We start from the raw sequence: 21,574 nt of genomic DNA on the forward strand, positions 1-21,574 counted from the left end.
AAGTCTGCTTATTGGGCGTTGGAGCCCTGAGCACCGTCGAGCGTATAAGCTATGATGTAATCACCGCTTCTTGTCCCGAGGCCACCGTGGCCACCGGCTGCAATCAGAACGTACTGCTTGCCGCCAATCTCATAGGACATGGGTGTTGCCTGACCACCTGCGGGCAGACGGTCACGCCAGATCACCTTGCCGGTGGAAAGGTCAAAGGCGCGCAGATAGTCATCTGCTGTAGCCCCCATGAACACCACGCCACCTTTGGTTACAATATTGCCACCAATATTATACATCCCGGTAGGCAGCGGCAGGTTGTTGTGGGTCCGGAAAGGCCCCGTATCCCGCGTTGTGCCAACAGGGTGCTGCCAGACAATTTTCTTGGTTACCAGGTCAATGGCCGTCAGCGTGCCCCATACTGGCCCCTTGCAAGGAATTTGGAGCGGGTTCAGCCAAGGGTTGGTGTAAGCAATGTAAGGCGTGCCATAATCCGGGGAGACGGAAAGAGCATCTCCTTTGGCGGCAGGTTCTTCACCCTTGCCATCCCACTTCGGCAGAGTGCCGGAATTTTCAAGCGTCGAACGTTTTTCCAGCCGGATGCGGAACGGCAGGTAGCTTGCATTGGCCAGCAGAATTTTGCGCTGCGGGTCAATGGTAATGCCCTGCCAGTCCACCACGCCATAGAATGCCGGATAGACAATGGTTGTCTTGCCAACATGCGGCGGTGTGAACTGCCCTTCGTAAGCGGACTGACGATACTCGATACGGCAGATCATCTGATCCAGCAGGGTGGCACCCCACATGTCCGTTTCTTTCAGGTCAGGCGGTGTAAGGGAAGGCATGGCTGTCGGGTAGGGCTGCGTGGGAGATACGCGGTCATCCGGGGCGATGCCAGCGGTGGGTACCGGTTTTTCTTCCACCGGATAACCGGGCACCGGCTGGCCGGTACGGCGGTCAAGCACAAAGAATTCCCCGCGCTTGGTGCTCTGTACCAGGGCTGGGATAGTTTCCCCATTCGGTCCTGGCAGATCAACCATGGAGGGGCCAGACGGAATGTCCATATCCCACAGATCATGATGCACGGTCTGATACGTCCAGCGGCGTTCGCCGGTTTCAATATCAAGCGCAATGGTGGCGGAGGATGTGGCATCATCAAACGGACGGCGTGATCCACCCCAGTTGTCCGGCGGGGAATTGCCGGTGGGAATGTAAACCAGACCAAGGTTGAGGTCTGCCGTATAAACGCCCCACGCGTTGGGAGTGTCGCGTGTCAACACATCATCCGGGCCGGGCTTCCAGGTTTCCGGTGTGTGGCCAGCATCCCAGACCCATTCAATTTCGCCAGTGGTGGCGTTGAATGCGCGAATGGCGCCGGAGGGTTCAAAGTTTGCCTGGTTATCAAAAATCCAGCCGCCGGTGATCACCCGGTTTTTAGCCACCATGGGCGGGGAGGTCACAAAGTGGAAGCCCAGCGGCACATGGCCAAGATACTGCCGGAGGGAAATAAAGCCGTGGTCCCCAAAATCATCACACGGTTTGCCGGTTTCCGCGTTTACGGCCACCATGCGCACGTCTGCTACCGGGGAATAAATCCGGTTGCGGCAACTTGTCTGGATTTCATCGGGGATGTGATAGTAGGACACCCCACGGCAGGCCAGATAGACGTTTTTGTCCAGATCCGCTGTGTTCGGCTTGGGGTCAAACTTCCACTTGATCTTGCCTGTTGCGGCATCAACGGCCATCACCCAGCTATGGGGAGTACACATATAAAGTGTGTCTCCAACCTTGATGGGGGTGAGTTCCAGATTGAACTCATGGCCTTGGTCCGGACCTGCAACAGTGCCTTCTCCGGCCTGCTGAACGTCACCCGTGCGCGTCATCCAAGCCCGTTTCAGGTGGGTGACATTGGCAGGCGTGATCTGCCCAACGGGAGAATAGCGGTCTCCTCCAACGGTGCGGCCGTAAGCGCTCCAGTCTCCATCCGGTTCACCATTGGAGGCCTGGTCGCTCTGCCCCTGCGCATTCATGCGGTCAGCCGGTAAACTGCCATTGATGGAATAGGAGGAGAAGCAGCTTGCCAGAACGACCAGGCTGGAGACGGCAACCGCACCCAGCACTTCGCGTTTATCGGTAAGCCAGCTTGCGCCGGTGCGCCATACCCAAGGCAGCAGCAACCAGACGCCAAGGCCAATGAGGGTAAGAAGACGGACTTCCAGCCCCCAGATATTGAAGCCCACTTCAAAAAGGGACCAGACAGTGGCCACCAGCAGCAGGGCTGCATACAGGCGGGCTGCCAGTTTGGGGTTCTTGAAGCTACTGAAGACAATGGCAAGCAGTACACCGCCTGCCAGAATATAGAACCAGGACCCACCAAGGAAGAGCAGTTCAGCCCCTCCCAGGAACAGGAATAGTCCAATAAGAGTCAGTAAGGCTGAGGTTATTATGGAAACTAACCCCTTATTACTCTCTTGCATGATGTGTTTCTCTCAGAGTGTGTTCAATCGGCCAGAGCAGCCTGTGAAGCAATCAGTTCCACGTCTGTCAGCGACCAGCGTGTCTGATGAACAGGAAGTGCCCCGAAATTGTCACTACTGAAAGAGGGATGGTCACCGATGTTTGTAGCAAAAAACCGGAACTGTTTCACGGATGAGACACTCCAGGAGACCTTATACCCTTTTTCGCCGTCAGCCTGCGGAAGGCGAGCGATCAGAAGCCTTCTCTCTCGGCGTTTCCGGGGCTCTTCGGGAGTGTCCTGAACGTGCTTCTCTGTAAGTAAAATGAAAGTGAGTTATTTTTAGAAGATAGTAAAAACAATGCGTTAAATGTCATGAACAGGAGGAAGCGCTTTGGCTTCAATCTGAAGTTCTCGTTCCATAAAGTCAAGTTCCTGACGAATTGTCCATTCTGTTTCATCGTTAATGCGTTTTTCAACAACACGTTTATGCAGAAGCTCTCGCATATTGCGGATAATATGGAACCGTAAGGATAATTCCGTTCGTTTTTCCCGAATGGCAGTCAGCCTTATCTCGTCTTCTGCGGCTTCTGTATCATCCAGACGCCTCTGCATATCCTGATATTCGTGGAGCAGTCGCGAAATAGCTTCCTGCTTCAGATCATGCGATTCGTTCTCATCTTGAAGTGCCAGATCGTTCTGCTGTTTGTGAAGAAAATGGAGTGCGACCTCAGCCAGTTCGATCCGCATGGCGTTGAGTTCACGCTGGGTAGGATCATTATCATCAGGAGCCAGACCCGCCAGAAGCGGCGGCATGGTCAGGCTTGCCAGAAGCAGTGAGCAGATGATCACCCCCGCTGCGAGCGTTACCAGAAGATCGCGGCCCGGAAAGCCGGTTGAGACGGTAGTTGCAACCGGAAGAGACAGAATGGCTGCCAGTGTCAAAGCGCCTCGTGTTCCTGCCACGGTCATGACCGCCATGGTGCGGAGGGAAGGGATGACCGTATTGCGGTGCCGTATTCGGGCAATGATGCGGCGAGCAGTAGTGGAAAGCCAGATCCAGAAAAAACGGGTCACGCTCATGATAAGCTGGATCAGGAGAATGGCTACAAGCAGTTTCCAGGGGGAAACGCCTCCTTCACGTGCAAGCTGAAAGCCGTTGCGCACCAGTTGCGGTAGTTGCAGCCCCAGAAGGAGGAAGATGGCGGCGTTAAAGGTGAAGTTCACCATGTCCCACACAGTTGCTGCACGCAGGCGTGTTTCTGTAGTGGCCTCGTTCATCACGCCGGTAAACTTTACGGTCATGCCGCCTGCTACGGCAGCCAGAATGCCTGAACAATGCAAGCTGTCAGCAATAAGGTAGATGGCAAACGGCAGGATCATAGCGAGCGTAATATGGGTCGGGGCATCATCATATCCGCGCACGAGCAAGAGGTGCTCCGCCCGGCAGGCGGCCCAGGCCAGACCACACCCGATCAGAACGCCCCCCACGGACATGACGCAAAAAACCGCCAGGGCATGCTGGAAAGAGAAGATTCCAGTCATGGCGGCGACAACGGCAAACTTGAAGCACACAAGGCCTGATGCATCGTTCAGCAGGGCTTCACCGTGCAGAATATGTACAACCCGGGCGGGGGCTTTTCCGCCTTCAATCATGCTGCCAACGGAAACGGCATCCGTGGGGGAGAGAACGGCCGCCAACGCAAAAGCGGCGGGCAGAATAATGGGCGGGATAAGCCAATGAATAAAGTAGCCACAGCCGATAGTGGTGAAAACAACCAGCCCCAGCGCAAGAAAGATAATGACATTTCGTAATTCCCCGAACTCGCGCATGGGCATGCGGTACGCATCGGCAAACAGGAGAGGGGGGATGAACAGGAGAAGAAAAATGTCTGGATCAAAGCCAACCTGCAAGCCGCCGAGTGCCGTCAAACTACCGATGGCAATCTGTATCAAAGGGAGAGGGAGGGGAATGCGGCAGATTTTTGCCAGCAAAGCGGTCAGACCTGTAACAGTCAGCAAGGCCAGCACAATAAACAAAATATTCATTAAGTTCTGTTATCCCGTCCCCAACACACTCATCAGGCTAAGCCATACTGAAAGTCATGCGGCTATAGGGTCACATTATGTAGAAAAAAAGTCACAATAACGATGTGCGGTAGCGGCAACCCCACCTTGATGCAGGGACATAGGATTAGGACATTCACCGCAGACTTTATTTTGCACCTCCATCACGCGAATGTGTGAGAGCGCAATGAGTATGCATTTTATTGGGAAGTCTTCATTAAAGCAGAAGCCATGGTTTTTGGGAGAAGCCTTTCACCAAAACATGATTTTCCAGCAAAAAGGGGAACTTAGGGCAGTAGGTGGGTTTTCAGATACATCTGGTATCACCCACTTTCTGAAGCCACACCAAATGCTCCTTTTCCCACAAGCGAGGGGGTATTTTCTTCTCAGAAGGAGGTGTGCTTCTAATTGTAAGGTAGTTTTCAATGAAAACATTTTTGTGCCTGACAACGTTCGGTCTTTTCCTGCCGTTTGCGACGGCTCTGGCTGATGATAGCGCAGATCTGCAAGATACGCTGAACAGTTGCTATGCAGGGAAGCGTAGCTGCCTGGTTGATCTCCAAGGTGCCACCAAAACCCTAACACGTCCGCTAAAAATCAATCCGGATATGGTGACGATCAGAAACGGAACATTCGAATGTATTATGAAAAGTGGCACCTGTTTTTATGTTTCACAAGAAGGTTTTCCTCGAGCCCAACAGGAAAGCATACATCGATTGGAAAATATTACGCTCCATGGAAATAAATCCATTGATGGGATAACCATGAATTACACTGATAACCAGAACCATAATATTAATGCTGAAATTACGTTATCCAGCGTATCCATCCAAGGGTTCAATCGCGGTCTCTCTTTTGGAGACAATGTATGGGGGGTGGATATGTTCAATGTTGTCATTGGCAACGGTAATATTGGCATCTACACGCAGCCGGGAGCATATAATGCGGGTGAGCGGTCAACTTTTGTTGGTGGAACCATTTATAACAATGCTATCGCCGGAATTGATGAGGAATCATGCTGGGAGTTTGACTTTGAAGGTACCAGTTTTGATTTCAACACTCAGCAAATGATTTTGAGAGGTCCTACGTCCTTTACAGGTCACATTGAAAATTCCGAAACGGAGAAACCTGAAATTGTCCTGTCCGCTCTCGTCGGGGTACCTGCTGGATCACTTTATATGAGTCCGGGCTCAACCATCACAGTGGACGGATGGGATGCAAAAAATCCCAAACAGCCATGCTATGTTGAAACTAGTCTTCCATACAATAATATGAAGATTCCAGCCACACTTTATGGGTTTGGCGGAACAAAGGGAGCTGTATGTGGCCCTGGAAAAGTGGTTACATGGGACGGTCAGGATTTCAGAAAAATAGCGACCCCACTATAAATTGGCTGGTGAAAGATAAAGAACATTATCCAACCTAAGTTTAAAAGAAGATGATCTAACCATCCATACGGCCACGTGAGAGGCTTTTGCGTCCAGAAACCCACAAATGTGTAAGGGTGTGAGAGGCGGAAGTTCTCTCCTCCTGAGTGATCGAATACATCCAGATAATACCGTAGAACAAAGGAAAACCAACCAGGAAAATTCCAATACGCAGCAGGTTTTGCGTGGGGGGAAGTGATAAAATCAATAGTCCTAGCCCAGTGAGAGCCATTGGCATAAGATGTCTCACAACGGAAGAGAGTGTTGGGTAAAGACGAATGCCAATTGTTATTCGTGCAACACTATCAAAAATGCTTCGTCCTGCCCAGACAAAAGCTGCTCCATTCACACCAAACCAATGCAGGAACAGGAGTAGAAAGGGGGCATAGAGTAATGCTTCTACAATGGAAAGGATGGCATTGATTTCCGCCCGCCCAATGCCATCCAGAAACCCTGCGGCAACGGTATCTATTCCGAAGAAAAAGACGCCAATACTCAGATACTTCATGATAACCGTACTATTATGTGCAAAATCTGGCCCGACCCAAAAGCCAAGAATATCCTGACTGAAAAGGGAGCCCAGAAAGCAGAACGGGAATAACAGGCATACAACTGTCAGGATGCTGTTACGATAAAGAGTGATGGTGGTGAGTGTGTCTTTTCGCCAGGAAGCCGCCATAGCAGGATAGGCAGTACTACTGACAGCCAACGTGATCATGGAAAGGCGAGCAACAACATCAAACGGCGTTGTATAATACGCCGTTGTTGCGGCTGAAAGTACAGTCGCAATCATGAAACGATCCATATAGGATAATATGGGAAACATCAAATTGGAGATGGTCATCCATCCGCCAATGCGAAACAATGGACGAAGTAAACTGAATGAAGGCCGTGCGGTTAAAAGGGTTGGCATAAGACGCACACAGATAAAAGCATACCCGATCGTCATAGCCAGCCTACAAAGCGCCAGCATGAGCATAACGCCTACAAGGCTGTTCCACACCTGCAAGATCAAAAGAGGGGCAAGATAATACAGAACGGATATGGGAATATTTAACAGGTTGGCGTTACGGAATGCCTGATAGGCGGACATCACCCCCCACATGGCGGCATTCATCATGACCAGCGGTGCCGTGGCGCAAAGGACCCACATGGCAACAACGGTTTCGTGCTGCAACTCAACAGGAATTTTTAACCCATTGTAGACCCATATCCGTACAAAGAAGGCTGCACATCCACCCCCTACAAGACCAAAAACGCCTAGCGTCAGAATTCCTGTCAGGGTTAGCGTGGCGCTTTCTTTATCTTCTCCATCTGAAATACGTTCTGCTATTGCCCGTGTTAATGCTCTGCCGAGTCCGAAATCGAATATCCCAAATGTACCAATCAGGCTGAGGGCGATTGTCAATACTCCCCATCGTGAGAGGCCCAATTTTGCAACCAGATAAGGGGTAATCAGAACGGCAATGGCAACGGGCCCGATCCGGCCCAACATATTCCATCCTGAATTAAACAGAACAGTGCGCATGCGTGTCAGGTTTGCACGGTCCGTAAGTGTCATGACGCTGAGGTCCTGCTTGTTTAGAGGAAAGTTTTCTAGGGAAAGTATGTTTTTATAATATATGTTTCTTATTTTTTGCACAAAATTCTAATGTTCATATTTTTTTCAAGACAGTGATTGCCCTCTGATATCATACTTTTCTCACAGAGCATTTCCTTTCTCTTGTTAAACGGATTTCATCATGTTTGAACGAGGCGGACAGGTTGAAGTTGCTCTGATGGATATGGAGGAAGGTGAGAATATTTTTTCTATTTATTGAAAATAATCTTACAAAGGGTTTAATGTTCTTTAGGAATTTTTGAAAAGTCCTCGTGTGATGAAAAAAAATATAACATTCTCAATCGTCATACCAAACTATAATTATGAACGCTACGTAAAGGAGGCGATTGAAAGTGCTCTGAATCAAGACTGGCCCAATAAGGAAATTATTGTTGTTGACGACGGGTCTACTGATGGATCGCCCGATATAATACGATCATTTGGCAACAGGATTGTTTCTGTTTTTACAGAAAATCGCGGTCAAAGAGAAGCTAATAACACTGGTTTTTCAAGAAGTTCTGGAGAAGTGGTCATCTTTTTGGATTCGGATGATATCTTGCTTCCTGGTATGTTGAAAGAAGTGGCTTCTGTCTGGCGGGAAGGTCTCAGCAAAGTCCAGGTGATTATGCAACGTGTGGATTCAAATAAGGCTCCTATCGGGCGCACCATTCCCAAATATCATTCTTCACCCACGCCAGAACAGATACGGACCTGGGTAAATGCCTCTTTTGAATATCCAAGTCCTCCAGCTTCAGGAAACGCATGGTCTCGCACCTTTCTGGAACTTATCTTTCCACTTGATGAGACATATGATGCGTTTACGGATTCAACCTGTATCGCTATGGCTCCGTACATGGGAGACATTGTCACTATTGCAAAGCCACTCGTTTTATACCGAATGCACGGTGCAAATGATAGCCAGATGACAGCAAGGGAGACAAACTATAGCAGGGAAGTTGCACGAGGATTAAAACGGTTCCAAGCAGCACAGCGCGCGTGTGCTCTCAAAAATCTATCACCACCTGATATAAGAATTCTTTTTCATGGAAGCAATTTCCTACAATTTCGTATTGCGTCACTCCGTTTAACGCCAGAATTGCATCCTCTTCCTGGTGACGGCAGAATGCGTGCGTTTCTGGATAGTCTTATGGTGTTGTTCCGTAGCGGGTTCCAGAATATATCAGATCGCTTTCTTATAATGGCTTGGTCCATAGTGACACTTTTGGCGCCAGATCGGCTTGCTCGCGTCCTTATTAAAAAACGCTATAGCTCCTAAGTAGATAAGGAGAACAGCTATGGGGAAATGGTGGCACAAAATATTATTCTATACCTTTTGTGCTTTTTCTTTCCTACATACTTAGTATTTTCTCAGGAGAAATTTTCCCGGCTAAAATATCCCGTACGGCGAGCCAATTCCCGATTACTCGTCCTCTTCTATCAATATAAGGTTCCGGTCGAATACTCCGGAAGATATTCATGCCCATATTTCGTGCGATACTACGTAAGGCATGGTCAAGCGGGTAAGTTCCTTTGTGTGCAAGGTAAATTGGATTGATAACTTGTGAATAACCGAGCTTCCTGCCGGGGGTGCGCCCTGTTTTGCTGCCCATATGCACGCCTCTAGCGGTATTGATCCTTACAACACGCCCTAAGCGTCCAGCCCGGCGAGAGAAATCAATATCTTCGTACCATGCGTAAAGAGGAAGGCGCTCATCAAAACGGAGTCCCGTCTCCTGAATAATTGAAAAACGGCACGCCATGTTACATCCATACCCGTTCCATGCTGGTTCTATGGTTGGAAGGTCTGTTACTTCAGGATGAGGGGCTTTTGCAATGATGGAACGAGCTGCTTCGAGACTGAGACCCGGTCCTTTCGCACCATCTGCAAGCACTCGCCCCGTCGCGATAGCAATATCCGAATGGATAGAGAATACTCCAGCACATTCACGTAAATAATTTTTCTCAGGAAGAAAATCATCGTCAAAAAAAATAATAATGTCAGCCTCTTCCACATGGTCCAGTATGGCATTCCGTTGATGAGATGCACCACGGGGCCCGTACAGAATATGTAACCGTGAATCTGGCACAAGCCCTTTGCAGTCATCCTCGGTTGGGGCACATACTATAACTTTGTGTGGTAGATGGCTTTGTTTAAACAGTTCGAGAACTGTTTCCTCTAAAAGTGCAGCGCGTCCACAGGTGGCGATCGCAATAACAATTTTCTGATCCTGTGCGTTCTTTCTATCATTCTGAGGTATGACTGCGGAAAGAGAAGGCTGTTCTGCTGTAATTTCCTGAGACAGGCTGAGGTGTTTTTCTGCGTAATTTTGGGAGTTCAGGTCGCTGCGAATACGTGCCTGAGCCTTTTCTACCATGTCTGCTCGTTGTTCAGGGGCATGCATAAGCGTGAGAATAGCTTGTTTTAACGCGGCCGGGTCCCTCGGTGGTACATAATAGACAGACTGACCATCAAAATAATGCCGTAATCCACCTGTGTCCGTTGCAATAACAGGAAGGCCGCGCAGTGTTGCTTCCAGAATGACTGTAATGCCAGAGGCGTGAAGGTTTGGGGTCAAAGGAGCGACCACAATATGGGCTTTATCATACAGGGAGAGTAACTGATCATTATTGGCAGCGGCAACGCGTGTTACGTGGTCTGCGCGCTTCAGTTTTTTGGTTGTAGCAATTGTGACTTGGCACGATAGACCGTCTGGAAGGTGGCTTGTCGCTTTGATCAGGGTTTTCCAATCACGATCCTGGTCATTTCCTAGAGACAGAATACGAATGGGATCGCCGGGTGTATAGGGAAGCGGAGCATACGGTTTAATTTCATCCGCTCGGATGCCAAATTTCACGCATTCCAATCTATTGTTTGGAAAGATAGCTTCTGCTTTTTTCAGATTTTCAGGGGAATGAAAAGTCAGAAGATCCGCGCGGGAGAGCAGAGAGCGTGAAATCAGTTTTCGCCAGAAGGGTTGTTGAGGCCATCTATCCATCAACCAGATGCTTTGTGCAATCAGTGGAGGATGAGCTTTGTGAGGATTTAAACGATACAGCAGCAATACAGCCATTGCTTGGCCTTCGGTATGTGTCCAGACAACATCTGCAGAGAGAATGCCTTCTCGATTATGCCATGCATGGACGAAATCAAAACCGATTATAAGACGGGCACCATAACGGATCAGACGTCTAAATAAATTTTCCGCTTTATCTTCTGAATGGATAATAGTGGCTTCCGGTCCGGCCGCCCGGTAATACCCATATGCATATGGCTCGTTAATGCCTGGTATTTCGCCTTTCTTCCACCGCGTATGCCAGTCACTTGCTCCATATCCATAACTGAGTTGGACAAAGACACGAAGGGGAGCAGAAGCTGGAGGGGGCATGAAGCATGATCCTGAGCGGAAGGTTTATTAGAAAATACTGACTGAAACGATTTTGAAATTCTGATCAGCCATCCGGGAAATAAGAGCGGTATAGGCAGTGGTGGCGTGATAACTGGAAGGAAAAGCATGACAATGGTTTCCTACCAGAACAACGTGCAGACCAAAGCGTGAGTTGACTGTGCGTGCAAAGCGACTTCCATAATCCATGACAGCCATGCGGGATGTTAGAGGGCGTCGGACAGGGCTACTGACAAAGATACGCTCGCTGGCGGGGTCATTGATACTGCACCATATCGATTGCTCTACGGTTTCTGAGCGTGCAGCATGGCTGAGAATCAAAGAAAGAGAACCAAAAAAAATAATAGAAAACAGAAAAAATTTTCGACAGCGTGAAAATATTTTCTTCATGAAAAGACTGCCTCCGTAATTTGCAAAAGAGAGCGTGCTGCTTTTTCCCAGGTAAAGGCTGCTGCACGCGATAATCCCGCCTGCCGCATTTCCTGTGCCTGAATGGGGGTATCAAGAATATGCAGAACGCTTCGGGTAATGGCCTCAGGATCATGCGGGTTGACGTAATACGCAGCCTCACCGCATATTTCGCGCAAGACAGGAATGTCGGCTGCAACAACAGGGCAGCCGCAGAGCATGGCTTCCAGTGGGGGCAGACCAAAGCCTTCATAAAGGGACGGGAAGACAAAACAGGCTGCATTTTCATAAAGAGCACGTAATTCTTTGTCACTCACGCGCCCGACATAGACAGCAGCCTTTGGCAGTGTCTGTTTACCGTGATCACTGAAAACTGTTGTGTTCACGCTACCGCTGATAACAAGAGGAGTACCGCGTTGAGCAAGAGCGTCCGCTAGATGGCTCAATTGCGCCAGATTTTTATGAGGGGCGAGATTGCCGACGGCGAGCACATACCCTTGAGAGCGTAAAGAGTGACGTTTCAAAATAGAACCATCAGCAGCCTGGCTTTTTATGTGCTCAGCACCTTCGCTGATAACAGAAATCTGTTCTGCGGGAATGCGTAGATATTTGGAGAGCTCGCTACGCGAAAAATGGGAGACCGTTATCAAATGAGCCCGGCTATAGCGCAGCAAGGTTAGAAGAACACGGTACCATGTACGAAATTTCCAGGAATAGGAATTGGGCTGACTAAAAACACCCGCATCATGAATAATGACGATGTGGCGTCTACCAAGCAGAGGGGCCGTGTTGCCAAGATTGATCAAAATACCTTTGCGTGTAGCCCAAGGAAGTTCAAACTGTTCCCATAATTGCCCACGTTGACGGCCTACTGCGCGGACAGGGTATTCATTCACCTTCTGTTCAAGAAGAACAGTGTTTGGTGTTAATGTCACAGGAGCCGAGTAGCCATTTGCCACACTCACGTGGGCTAATGCCGCGTTGATTTCTAATGCAAACCGTTGCACGCCACTTAAAGGCTGCGTCAGAAAGCGTCCATTCACGTAAATATCTGGTCTTACCAACGCACACTTTCCTTATCAGAGATTTTTAGCTTGATGCCAGAAGTCCGTAGCGTTTGTAGATATGAAAAGGATGTTTCTCGGCTTTTCCAAGACTATTGGGAGGCGCCTGTGTCAGGACGGCACCCAAAGTGCGGGCATCGTACGTATGTAGCGTGCGTAAGGCCTGCGTGAGAGTGGATGCCGATGTATGACCCCACTTTACCACCAGCACTACGCCATCGCTCTGGCGCGACAGAATGGCGGCATCCGGGAAGGCAAGAGCGGGAGGCGTGTCCAACAGGATCATGTCATACTGTGATCCGACATGCGTCAGTATCCGCCCCAGCTCTTCGGGCAAGAGCATAGCTCCGTTGCCATGGTGGCGGATGGCATCAGGTGTCAGAATATCAACACCGGGCAGCACATCCCGTTCTAGACCGGCCATAAGAGGGTCAACGGGCATCTGGTTGTTCTGTGCCACTCTGAGCGCGCCAAGTATGCGCATGGTTGAAGGGTTGCGGATGTCACAATCGATCACCAAAGCCCGTTGGCCACAGCGGCCTGTATTGGCTGCTAAGGAAAGCGCAAAAGTTGTTTTGCCCTCTCCTTGTTCTGCCGAGGTAATCAGAACAACCTTGGCGCGAAAACGGCTATGGCCGAACGATAGAACACTACGGATGGAATCTACCGTTTCAATATAAGCGGAGCGCTGGGCAGAGCCATATTGCCGCATAAGGGAGCCGGTAAAAGCGGGTACCAGCCCCAGCGCAAAAAGTCCCGGGATAGCGTCCAGTTCGTCCAGGCTGCGTATCCCTTTATGAACACGGTCAATCACGAGAGCTGATCCTGCTCCCGTCAACAGTGCAAACAGGAACGCGATGGCCATATATTGTTTGCGCGGCGGCCCTTGAGGTTTAAGAGGCGCTTCTGCACGTGAAATCAGATCGGCTTCAGCAACCTGCAGTTCCGCCTGGGTTGATGTCTGCGCGAACCGGCCAAGATAATCTTGATAAACCGTACGGGCCGCCGTTGCCTCGCTCTGCAACTGGCGGAGTGTGACATCGGCTTCGTTCTCCGCGGTTACCTGTTTCTGCAGGGTATTGACCTGTTCAGAAAGGGCGTTCACTCGCGCCTGAGCGCTTGCCAGCTCCTTGGCCGCACTATTCGCAATGCGATGGACCTCGGCCCCTATCCGGCTACGGATATGCGTTGCCGCCGCGCGTGTAGACTGGAGTTCGGGATTGGCATCCATAACAACCTGGCTCAGACTGGCGGCCCGGCTGCTAACCTGTGCTTCCTGCGCTTGTAATTGTTGAATCAGTGGTGAGGAAACAGCCTCAGGAATACTATCCAGACTTCCATTTTTAATTGCGCTACTGATTTCTGCATATCGCGCACGGTGCGCTTCCAGATCTCCACGAGCGATCATAAGCTCATGGTTCATCTGGCTTAACTGCTGGTCTGTTACCGTGGCGCCGCCGCTCATATTGTTTTCCGTGCCGGCTACGGGTGCGCGTTCCAGCTCAGCAGCGATCAAGCCATTTTTTTCACGGAAAGCCTGTACCGCTTGTTCAGCCTTGCGCAGACGTTCACGCAAGGGAACAATTTGTTCATCCAGCAGAGCATTAGCCTGCCAGGTGGCGGTAACCTTCATGCGTCTTTTAAAATCGAGATAAACGTCCGCATAGGCGTTGGCAATGCGCGCACTTGTTTGCGCATCACCCGTGCTGGCGGTGATGGTGATAATGTAGGAACGCCCATCGTTCAGAATGGAGACCCATTTGTTTAAAAGGTCACTTACAGCTTGGATACGTTCATTTTCTGTTATTGGCTCTGGTAGAGCAGGGCGTGTGAAAAGGCTTGCTACGGTATTGGATATGCGTTTGCTCAACGGTACGTAGCTAAGGTTTGCCTGAATTTCAGGATCATGGGTCAGGTCCAGCTTTTGAACCACAGCCCGGGAGATTGTGGGGCTACGCAGGATGCTGACCTCACTGTTCACCGCAACGGTATCGACTTCCGGCGAGGCGACGGTCGCTTGGAGGTCTCGGAAAGGAGCTTGCCGGGTTCCTACAATCAAAATGGAGGACGCATCATAATAAGGCTTCATGGAAAAAATAGCGATTGCAGAGGGAATGGCAATAGCCAGAGTAACAACGGCAATCGTAACCTTGTGCCGGTTCATGATACTGAAGGCATGCAAGGGCGAGACCTGCTGGGCCACCACAGGCAATGACGATTGCCCGTTATAGGGTGATGGAATTTGCAGCGTGTTCATCGCTTTTATCCTCTCACAAAGTATGGTGAGATTAAGGTTGGTTTGGAAAAAATGCGGGAGTGCTGGAGCATTATTTTACCGAGCCCCTTTTTGTGTAAGGACCGCCGGAATGGTCTTGATTAGAATGATAATATCGCGCCACAAACTCCAGTTCCGGACATACCAGTTGTCCAGTTGGACACGCTGCACATAGGATGTGTCGCTCCGTCCGCTAATCTGCCATAGCCCTGTAATGCCCGGACGTGTTGCAGTATAATAAGCGATATCTTTTCCGTAATGGGTCTGTTCTGCTGTAATGATAGGACGTGGGCCAACAAGGCTCATATCCAATTTCAGAACATTCAGGATCTGGGGCAGTTCATCCAGACTGGTCTTGCGGAGTATCCGGCCAATGCGGGTAATACGGGGGTCAGATGTAAGTTTGTAAGTGGCAGCCCATTCTGTGGCAGCTTCTGGATTATGGGCAAGAAGATCAGCCAATACGGCATCTGCATTCATAACCATTGTACGGAACTTTAGACACCGGAAGGGGCGACCATTCCGGCCAATACGGGTGTGGCCAAAAATGGCGGGTCCGCCATCCATGCGAACTAACGCATAAATTATGGCCAGAATGGGTGAAATGGCGATTAAAATCAAGGACGCAACAAACAGGTCCAACGCCATTTTTGCCGAACGATGAAATGGTTTTTCCAGATTACTCTGGAATGTCATCATCATACCATCGTGGCTGAAATAAGAATGATATGCGTAATCAAGTGGTAGCCCAGAGACAGAATACATCAGGCAAAAAGACAACCGTGTTCTGGTAATATGTTCTATGACGGCATGGCTATATGGATCCTGACTATTCAGGACCAGCATGAGTTTTGCCGCACCATGAGTTTCGAGTAAGCGATACTTCAGGTCTTCTACAGATGTTTCTAATAAACGAGTGGCAGAGAGACATCCTACAGAACGAAGACTTGGAAAACGCTCACTGGAAAAAACTTCGATAGCATGAGCGCAGGCTTCAGGCTCCCCGATGAGTAAAACAGGGAGGCGCCATACCCCCACCTGATTCAAAAGTCTTTTTGTTGTTTGCCGTAAAGAGAGGTCAATAAAAGGGAAAACCAGAAAGGGCAGGAACGTGTACAAAGGCGGGATATCAGGCCAAGAGAGTGCAATAAAGGCTATTCCACCCATAAGGGACGCCCCAATCACCTGTGCCGTTTCGTTCCAAAATGGCTGTCGGTCTGTATAATGATGTTTGTAAATAAAATATCCAGCCATAAGCGAGAAAATAATAAAATAAAAAGGAAGTATGCTTTCTGTGTAAAATGTAATCTCATTATATACTATGTTTTGGCTGGCTAAAGAAAGAGTAAAAGCCATGCAGTCCGTTATGATTAATGAGAGAGCACATATGACTTGCGCCTCCCTGTTTTTCCGTGAGGAGGATGGAGGACTCCTGCGACCTTTGGAAAAGAAAGACTCATGATCAGTGAGAATGGTAGACGGGGCAACTGCCGCGTTGGAACCGTAAACATCCATGACACACTCCGTATTATTCCGAACATGTCGAACACAAAAAATTTGATAGTGTGAGATTTATTGGATGACGGTCCAGCAGGGAGCAGCACGTCTGCTCGCCTACCTGACCACAACAAACCCTATACGCAGCGGCCTGTCTGTTGGTTGCATGATATGAGAAAAAAAAATCAAGGCGAATAACGTAAACGTGATGTCTTTTTTTTGGGGAAGTCATGCAAGGATGAAAGAGGAAAGTTAACTTATAATTGGGAAGTTTTCCTTATTTATAGACTAGCCTTCTTTCTCTCGATAAGGAGAGAAAAGCGTCTCTAGAAATCGTCATCAGTAAAAAATGTTTCCGTCCATTTCGTCACAGAATGATTGGTAGAGTGTCTGGTGCGTAAAATAATGGTCATTGGGCTGGGCTTGACTGCTTCTGTTCCGTTGTGGAGCGGCGGAAGCGCAGTTGCTCAGGTTATTGATACATACTTTCCCCCCGCAGGGAGTGCCGCAGGCGATCTGGCGCAGGAGCCTGCCCAGATACGAGCAATGGGAGAATATGCACCTCTTGGCAAGCGGTTTGGCCCTTTCCAGATCAATGCAGATGGTGGTGAAGCAATTGGATATGATACCAATGTTGACAAAATTTTAGGAGGGAAATCCAGCGCGGTTATCAACACGCAGGCGAACCTGAGTGCTGTGGCCCGATGGGGAAAACGCGATGTTCTGCACGGTAATATTGGCGTGGATGACGTGCGTTATCCTTCCCGCAGCATTCAGAACCGGACGAATTGGACCGCTAATATAGGGGGGGTGCATGATTTTGGTCATGACACTGTGGGCGCGTCCTATACCCATCTTTCTCTTGTTCAGATGCCAACAGATATGGCGGCTTTAGTTCTAAGCAGGCCTGTTCCGTATCAGGTGGACGATATAAGGCTAAGTTATACAGCCACCACGCATGGAAGAATAAGCTTTATTCCACAAGGAGGAATTCAAAGATATCATTTTAGTTTTTTCCCTCCTTCTGAATTTCAGCCGACACAAAGCTACCGAGACCGTGTGATTATTACGCAGGGTGTGACCACACAGTATGAATTGCGCCAGGATAGTCATGCTCTGCTGGTGGTGCAGGGTATGCAAATTAGATATCAGAAGCAGCTTGAAAACGCCCCGTCCCGTGATTCGAATGGCTTTTCTGTGATGGCAGGTTATGATTTCGGGCTGCATGGTCCTATCCGATTTCGGGGTGTTGTCGGTTATCAGACGCGGCGTTATCGGGCTACGGCTTTTGGCGTGATTAACTCCCCAATAGCCGAGGCAGAGTTAAAGTGGTTACCAACGCGCCTGACAACTGTTACAGCGAGTGTGCGGCATGGAATTGATGATGGTGCTTTTGAAAATATAGTTGGATATACGTTTACGGGTGCGCGTGTAGGAATAACGCATAATTATAGAAGAAATATAGTTTTCTCTGCCTATGGGCAAATGCAGAGGGCGAACTATCCGGCGACTCCTGCTTTTGTAGAAAATACTGTGCTGTACCAAGGACGCAACAGGCAATCTTTCTATGGAGGAGGAGTAGGTGCTGAATGGCTGATTAACCGGCATCTGCGTTTGTCAGCTAATTATGACTTCAGCAGTCAGAGTACCATAGGGAGTGGACGGTTTCCCGTTCATCGTTTTCTGATCAAGGTTCAGTTTACGCTCTAAAAACGTTTTCTGGTGCTGAGTATTCCACACTCAATAAAAACATAGCGGCTGGAGGAAATGACGTATGGCGACGACCCGTTCAGAATTTTACCGTGTTGCCATTGGGCGGTCGGTATGTTGGGGCGTGATTGGCACCCTGCTTGCCGGGTGCACCCCAGGGTGGAATTTAAAGCCTGTGCCATCTTATGATCCCAGCCTGTACCGCTTGGGTGTGGATGATGAAATTCGCGTCATGACATATGGGCAGGATCAGTTTACCTCCAGCTTTCGCGTTGATAGCCAGGGTAAAGTCGCTTTTCCCGTTGCGGGAAATCTGCCAGCCGAGGGGTTAACTACCGAAGAGTTTTCAGAGGAAGTAAGAAAGGCTTTGCAGTCTGCGCAGATGTTGCGAGACCCCAAAGTTGCGGTTGAAGTGTCTGCATACAGGCTTGTTTCGGTTCTGGGTGAAGTTGCAAAGCCCGGGCAATATCCTTACCAGCCTGGTATGACTTTGCTAACAGCCGTGGCAGCAGGGGGAGGTTTTACCTATCGTGCCTTGGAAAGTCGTGCTTATGTGGCCCGTCAGGAAGGGCATCATACAACGGTAGGTCTGCTCAAGCCTTATGACTATGTAAAACCGGGGGATGTTATCAAGATTTATGAGCGTCATTTCTAGAAAGAAAAAGCGCTTAGCGGCGGAGGAAAAAGCCTCCAATAAGAATAGCCCAGACAATCAGCCCCAATGCAACACCGATTACGAGACCTCGAGCAGGTCGTAATCGGCTGGGTGTGGAGATAGGGGAAGGTTCGCTGGGTGAGGTTTTGGAAGATTGCTTACGTATTTTCAGCTTCAAATGTCATGTCCCGTAACAGAGAGGCTTGGCGTGCGAGTAACTGAAAACAGATAACATTTCATCTTTTCATCTGTAAAGCACGCGCGCTTATACGTTTTGCCATTGTTTTACAATGGAACAGAGGGGCTGAGCATGAGCGATGTTACTCAGAAAAATAGGCTGCATCATAATCTACGTGTTGCCATTGTTCATGAATGGCTAGAGCATTATGCTGGGTCAGAACGTGTTGTTGAACAATTACTTATCATGTATCCGCAGGCAGAACTGTTTGCGATCGTGGACTTTATGCCCGATGCCGAACGTGTCATGCTCAAAGGAAAAGCGGTTCAGACAACATTTATTCAGCGGCTTCCCTTCGCGCGACGTTATTTTCGGTACTATCTCGGCCTCATGCCTATTGCTGTTGAGCAGTTGGATCTTGCAGGGTTTGATCTGATTATTTCGAGTAATCATGCCGTTGCAAAAGGCGTAATTACCGGACCAGATCAGGTCCATGTGTGCTACGTACATTCTCCGATGCGCTATGCGTGGGATATGCAGGCTGCCTATTTGCGGCAAAGCAATATGGAACGTGGGGTCCGTAGCCTCTATGCGCGTTGGTTGTTGCATACTTTGCGAAATTGGGATGTACGTTCGGCTGCTGGTGTTGATGTATTTGTGGCTAATTCCAATTATATCGCACGCCGTATTAAAAAGGTTTATCGGCGTGAAGCAAAGGTTGTCTATCCGCCAGTTGATATCAAGATGTTTGAAAACATCCAACATAATCGTCAGGATTACGTTGTTGTTTCAAGAATGGTACCATATAAGCGTATTGATCTGGTTGTAGAGGCCTTTTTACGTATGCCGGATAGAACTTTACATGTTGTTGGGGACGGGCCTGAACGTGAAAAAATAGAGCTTCTCGCGGCGCATGCACCTAATATTATTTTACATGGCCGGTTAAGTGATGCCGAAGTTGAAAATTATTTGTGTAAGGCAAAAGCATTTGTTTTTGCCGCGGAGGAGGATTTTGGAATTACAATGGTGGAAGCGCAGGCGTGTGGTACGCCTCTGATTGTTTTCAACCGGGGCGGTGCGCGCGATATTGTTCTGCAAGCAGATGAGAAAGAGGGACCAACGGGGATATTTTTCCGAGAACAAAGTGCTGAGGCAATTGTTGCGGCGGTTGATCAGTTTGAAGCGACATTCCCTTCTATAGAGCCGCAACTTTGCCGTGCTAATGCTCAACGTTTTTCAGAAGAAGCGTTTCGCCAAAATATGTTTAGGGTGGTTGAAAGCGCTATGTCGCTACAAAATTAGTAACGACGTAAATTAAACAAGAAAATAATAAAAATATAAGCAACCAAAAGGCAAGGAAATGACCGTACCGATTGTAGGAATGATCCTTTTCCCCTTGTGCTTGTTATTATGGACACGTCCTGTTGCCATGTTGCATATTTTGTTATTTGCAGGCGTGCTTCCCGCAGCAGCGGCTCTTGTTATCGGCGGTTTGGGTGTGCAGCCAGCTATGCTCCCGGCTTTGGCGTTTATAAGTTTTGTTCTGCTTCAGTGGATAATGGGCGTGCGGTATCCGGGAGATAGAACTGTTATGGCTCTGTGCTTTCCTTTTATCCTTGTTGTGATCTGGACCGTTATAGGTTCCCTAATTATGCCACGTCTGTTCATGAACCAGGTTATGGTCTGGCCTCAGAAGGGTGATACCGTAGGGGGACGTGTTTTACTGTCTCCAAATTTTGGTAATATTTCACAAGATATTTATCTTATTATCAATACAGCTTTAATGATTATAGCAGCACGGTTCCTGACACGAACTGATGTGAGTATTGAGAAACTGTACCGTTCTTTCCTTTTGTCAGGCTGGTGTGTTGTCATAATTTGTGCGTGGCAGTTTGCACATCGCGTCGCAGGTTTGCCGTATCCCGATATCTTTTTTTATTCCAACCCTGGGTGGGCGGTTCTTAATACTCAGATGGCAGGTCCTGTCCCACGAATTAATGCTTCATTTTCGGAACCTGCGGCCTGCGCTACGTTTCTTTGCCAAATCTTGTTTTCCTGCGTGTGGATCGTTTTACAAGGCTATTCGGTCGCATGGGCAAAATGGCTGATTCCAGCGTCTGCGTTGGCATTAGCAAGCACAACCTCCACGACTGGGTTTGCCACGATGGCCGTAGGTGTCTGCCTTCTTCCAGTCGCGATCATGCTGACAGGAGTGACCCAATTGATGGGAAATATGATGCGTCTGGCCATCGGCGGAGCCGCCGTGGTTGGCTGCGGCGTTCTTGTGTTGGTAACAGTTGCTCCCCAAATTGTACCTGCGGCACAACTGGTGTATCAGTCCACGACAGAAAAACAACAAAGCCAATCTTACCAAGATCGGTCCCAAGCGGATCGGGATTCCATGGCATTAGTTGGAGAGACGTATGGTTTGGGGGTAGGGTGGGGAAGTAACCGCGCATCCAGCCTGATTCCAAGCTTGCTATCCACTGTAGGAATTATAGGAGGTATAGGGCTTCTAATTTTTGACGGAATGCTTTTGAGAGCAGCCATGCGGGCCCGTAGGTCTGTTCCCCCAGGACCTGACCGGTTAGTTATTGACGGGACGCTCTCTGCCCTTACCGGGGGAATTATTGCCGCTTGTATTTCGAGTCCAACATTAGGCCTTCTAGATTTCTATCTATTGATTGCAATGTTGGTCTCAGCTATTGCACGAGTTGCTTTACAGCAACGTGAAGCGGGGGTGCGAATAAATTCTCCTGTTGCTCCCGATATCTTTATGGAACGGGAGGCACAGAGAAATTTATTGAGGAATTCATGATAAAACCAAATTCAAAAAAGAATTTAAT

The 21,574-nt window shown here is 49.0% G+C and carries 15 protein-coding genes; 6 read left to right on the forward strand and 9 right to left on the reverse strand.

Going from position 1 to position 21,574, the window contains the following annotated elements; translation table 11 throughout:
• Positions 1-8 precede the first annotated feature (8 nt).
• From QWU00_RS10990 to QWU00_RS11000, 3 genes are all read right to left on the reverse strand, one after another.
• Positions 9-2,465, reverse strand: a complete 2,457-nt coding sequence (locus QWU00_RS10990; protein ID WP_035380040.1) for a membrane-bound PQQ-dependent dehydrogenase, glucose/quinate/shikimate family — start codon at positions 2,463-2,465, stop codon at positions 9-11.
• 23 nt (positions 2,466-2,488) lie between these two features.
• Positions 2,489-2,635 carry a hypothetical protein gene (locus QWU00_RS10995; protein WP_156105414.1) on the reverse strand — a complete coding sequence of 49 codons (147 nt, stop codon included), beginning with the start codon at positions 2,633-2,635 and terminating at the stop codon, positions 2,489-2,491.
• A gap of 174 nt (positions 2,636-2,809) precedes the next feature.
• Positions 2,810-4,492 (reverse strand): Na+/H+ antiporter, encoded by a 1,683-nt coding sequence (locus tag QWU00_RS11000; protein ID WP_035380041.1) that lies wholly within the window; start codon positions 4,490-4,492, stop codon positions 2,810-2,812.
• A 443-nt stretch (positions 4,493-4,935) separates the two neighbouring features.
• Here QWU00_RS11000 and QWU00_RS11005 point away from each other — a divergent pair, with 443 nt between their 5' ends.
• Positions 4,936-5,898 carry a hypothetical protein gene (locus QWU00_RS11005; protein WP_035380042.1) on the forward strand — a complete coding sequence of 321 codons (963 nt, stop codon included), beginning with the start codon at positions 4,936-4,938 and terminating at the stop codon, positions 5,896-5,898.
• Positions 5,899-5,953: 55 nt separating this feature from the next.
• Here QWU00_RS11005 and QWU00_RS11010 read toward each other — a convergent pair whose 3' ends face one another.
• Positions 5,954-7,498, reverse strand: coding sequence for a flippase (locus QWU00_RS11010; RefSeq protein WP_035380043.1), 1,545 nt, complete (start codon positions 7,496-7,498; stop codon positions 5,954-5,956).
• Positions 7,499-7,796: 298 nt separating this feature from the next.
• On the opposite strand from QWU00_RS11010, the gene QWU00_RS11015 reads away from it, so the two are divergent.
• Positions 7,797-8,813 carry a glycosyltransferase family 2 protein gene (locus tag QWU00_RS11015; protein WP_304651040.1) on the forward strand — a complete coding sequence of 339 codons (1,017 nt, stop codon included), beginning with the start codon at positions 7,797-7,799 and terminating at the stop codon, positions 8,811-8,813.
• Between the two features lie 73 nt (positions 8,814-8,886).
• Here the strand turns inward: QWU00_RS11015 and QWU00_RS11020 are convergent, their stop codons facing one another.
• From QWU00_RS11020 to wbaP, 5 genes are all read right to left on the reverse strand, one after another.
• Positions 8,887-10,923, reverse strand: coding sequence for a glycosyltransferase (locus QWU00_RS11020; RefSeq protein WP_035380048.1), 2,037 nt, complete (start codon positions 10,921-10,923; stop codon positions 8,887-8,889).
• A gap of 27 nt (positions 10,924-10,950) precedes the next feature.
• Positions 10,951-11,331, reverse strand: a complete 381-nt coding sequence (locus QWU00_RS11025; RefSeq protein WP_052051337.1) for a hypothetical protein — start codon at positions 11,329-11,331, stop codon at positions 10,951-10,953.
• Positions 11,328-12,413, reverse strand: a complete 1,086-nt coding sequence (locus QWU00_RS11030; protein ID WP_035380050.1) for a glycosyltransferase family 4 protein — start codon at positions 12,411-12,413, stop codon at positions 11,328-11,330. The genes QWU00_RS11025 and QWU00_RS11030 overlap by 4 nt, the downstream gene beginning before the upstream one ends.
• 25 nt (positions 12,414-12,438) lie before the next feature.
• On the reverse strand, positions 12,439-14,670 hold the full coding sequence (locus QWU00_RS11035; protein ID WP_035380052.1) for a GumC family protein: 2,232 nt from the start codon (positions 14,668-14,670) through the stop codon (positions 12,439-12,441).
• Positions 14,671-14,745: 75 nt separating this feature from the next.
• Positions 14,746-16,203, reverse strand: coding sequence for an undecaprenyl-phosphate galactose phosphotransferase WbaP (wbaP, locus tag QWU00_RS11040; protein WP_035380053.1), 1,458 nt, complete (start codon positions 16,201-16,203; stop codon positions 14,746-14,748).
• Between the two features lie 375 nt (positions 16,204-16,578).
• On the opposite strand from wbaP, the gene QWU00_RS11045 reads away from it, so the two are divergent.
• The 4 genes from QWU00_RS11045 to QWU00_RS11060 all read left to right on the forward strand — a co-directional run bounded on the left by QWU00_RS11045 (position 16,579) and on the right by QWU00_RS11060 (position 21,546).
• Positions 16,579-17,895, forward strand: a complete 1,317-nt coding sequence (locus QWU00_RS11045) for an outer membrane beta-barrel protein (RefSeq protein ID WP_035380056.1) — start codon at positions 16,579-16,581, stop codon at positions 17,893-17,895.
• A 64-nt stretch (positions 17,896-17,959) separates the two neighbouring features.
• Positions 17,960-18,550, forward strand: a complete 591-nt coding sequence (locus tag QWU00_RS11050; protein WP_035380058.1) for a polysaccharide biosynthesis/export family protein — start codon at positions 17,960-17,962, stop codon at positions 18,548-18,550.
• 310 nt (positions 18,551-18,860) lie between these two features.
• Positions 18,861-20,030 carry a glycosyltransferase gene (locus QWU00_RS11055; protein WP_035380060.1) on the forward strand — a complete coding sequence of 390 codons (1,170 nt, stop codon included), beginning with the start codon at positions 18,861-18,863 and terminating at the stop codon, positions 20,028-20,030.
• 58 nt (positions 20,031-20,088) lie between these two features.
• A complete protein-coding gene (locus tag QWU00_RS11060) occupies positions 20,089-21,546 on the forward strand; it encodes a hypothetical protein (RefSeq protein WP_052051338.1) in 1,458 nt (485 codons plus the stop codon).
• The last annotated feature ends 28 nt before the right edge of the window (positions 21,547-21,574 follow it).

It is taken from the genome of Acetobacter tropicalis (assembly GCF_030644465.1).
Classification (GTDB): domain Bacteria; phylum Pseudomonadota; class Alphaproteobacteria; order Acetobacterales; family Acetobacteraceae; genus Acetobacter; species Acetobacter tropicalis.

Excerpts from the sequence above, each read along its gene's own strand:
- QWU00_RS10990 (WP_035380040.1), bottom strand. The coding sequence starts at position 2,465 with ATGCAAGAGAGTAATAAGGGGTTAGTTTCCATAATAACCTCAGCCTTA.
- QWU00_RS11000 (WP_035380041.1), bottom strand. The coding sequence starts at position 4,492 with ATGAATATTTTGTTTATTGTGCTGGCCTTGCTGACTGTTACAGGTCTG.
- QWU00_RS11005 (WP_035380042.1), top strand. The coding sequence starts at position 4,936 with ATGAAAACATTTTTGTGCCTGACAACGTTCGGTCTTTTCCTGCCGTTT.
- QWU00_RS11010 (WP_035380043.1), bottom strand. The coding sequence starts at position 7,498 with ATGACACTTACGGACCGTGCAAACCTGACACGCATGCGCACTGTTCTG.
- QWU00_RS11020 (WP_035380048.1), bottom strand. The coding sequence starts at position 10,923 with ATGCCCCCTCCAGCTTCTGCTCCCCTTCGTGTCTTTGTCCAACTCAGT.
- QWU00_RS11025 (WP_052051337.1), bottom strand. The coding sequence starts at position 11,331 with ATGAAGAAAATATTTTCACGCTGTCGAAAATTTTTTCTGTTTTCTATT.
- QWU00_RS11035 (WP_035380052.1), bottom strand. The coding sequence starts at position 14,670 with ATGAACACGCTGCAAATTCCATCACCCTATAACGGGCAATCGTCATTG.
- wbaP (WP_035380053.1), bottom strand. The coding sequence starts at position 16,203 with ATGGATGTTTACGGTTCCAACGCGGCAGTTGCCCCGTCTACCATTCTC.
- QWU00_RS11050 (WP_035380058.1), top strand. The coding sequence starts at position 17,960 with ATGGCGACGACCCGTTCAGAATTTTACCGTGTTGCCATTGGGCGGTCG.
- QWU00_RS11055 (WP_035380060.1), top strand. The coding sequence starts at position 18,861 with ATGAGCGATGTTACTCAGAAAAATAGGCTGCATCATAATCTACGTGTT.
- QWU00_RS11060 (WP_052051338.1), top strand. The coding sequence starts at position 20,089 with ATGACCGTACCGATTGTAGGAATGATCCTTTTCCCCTTGTGCTTGTTA.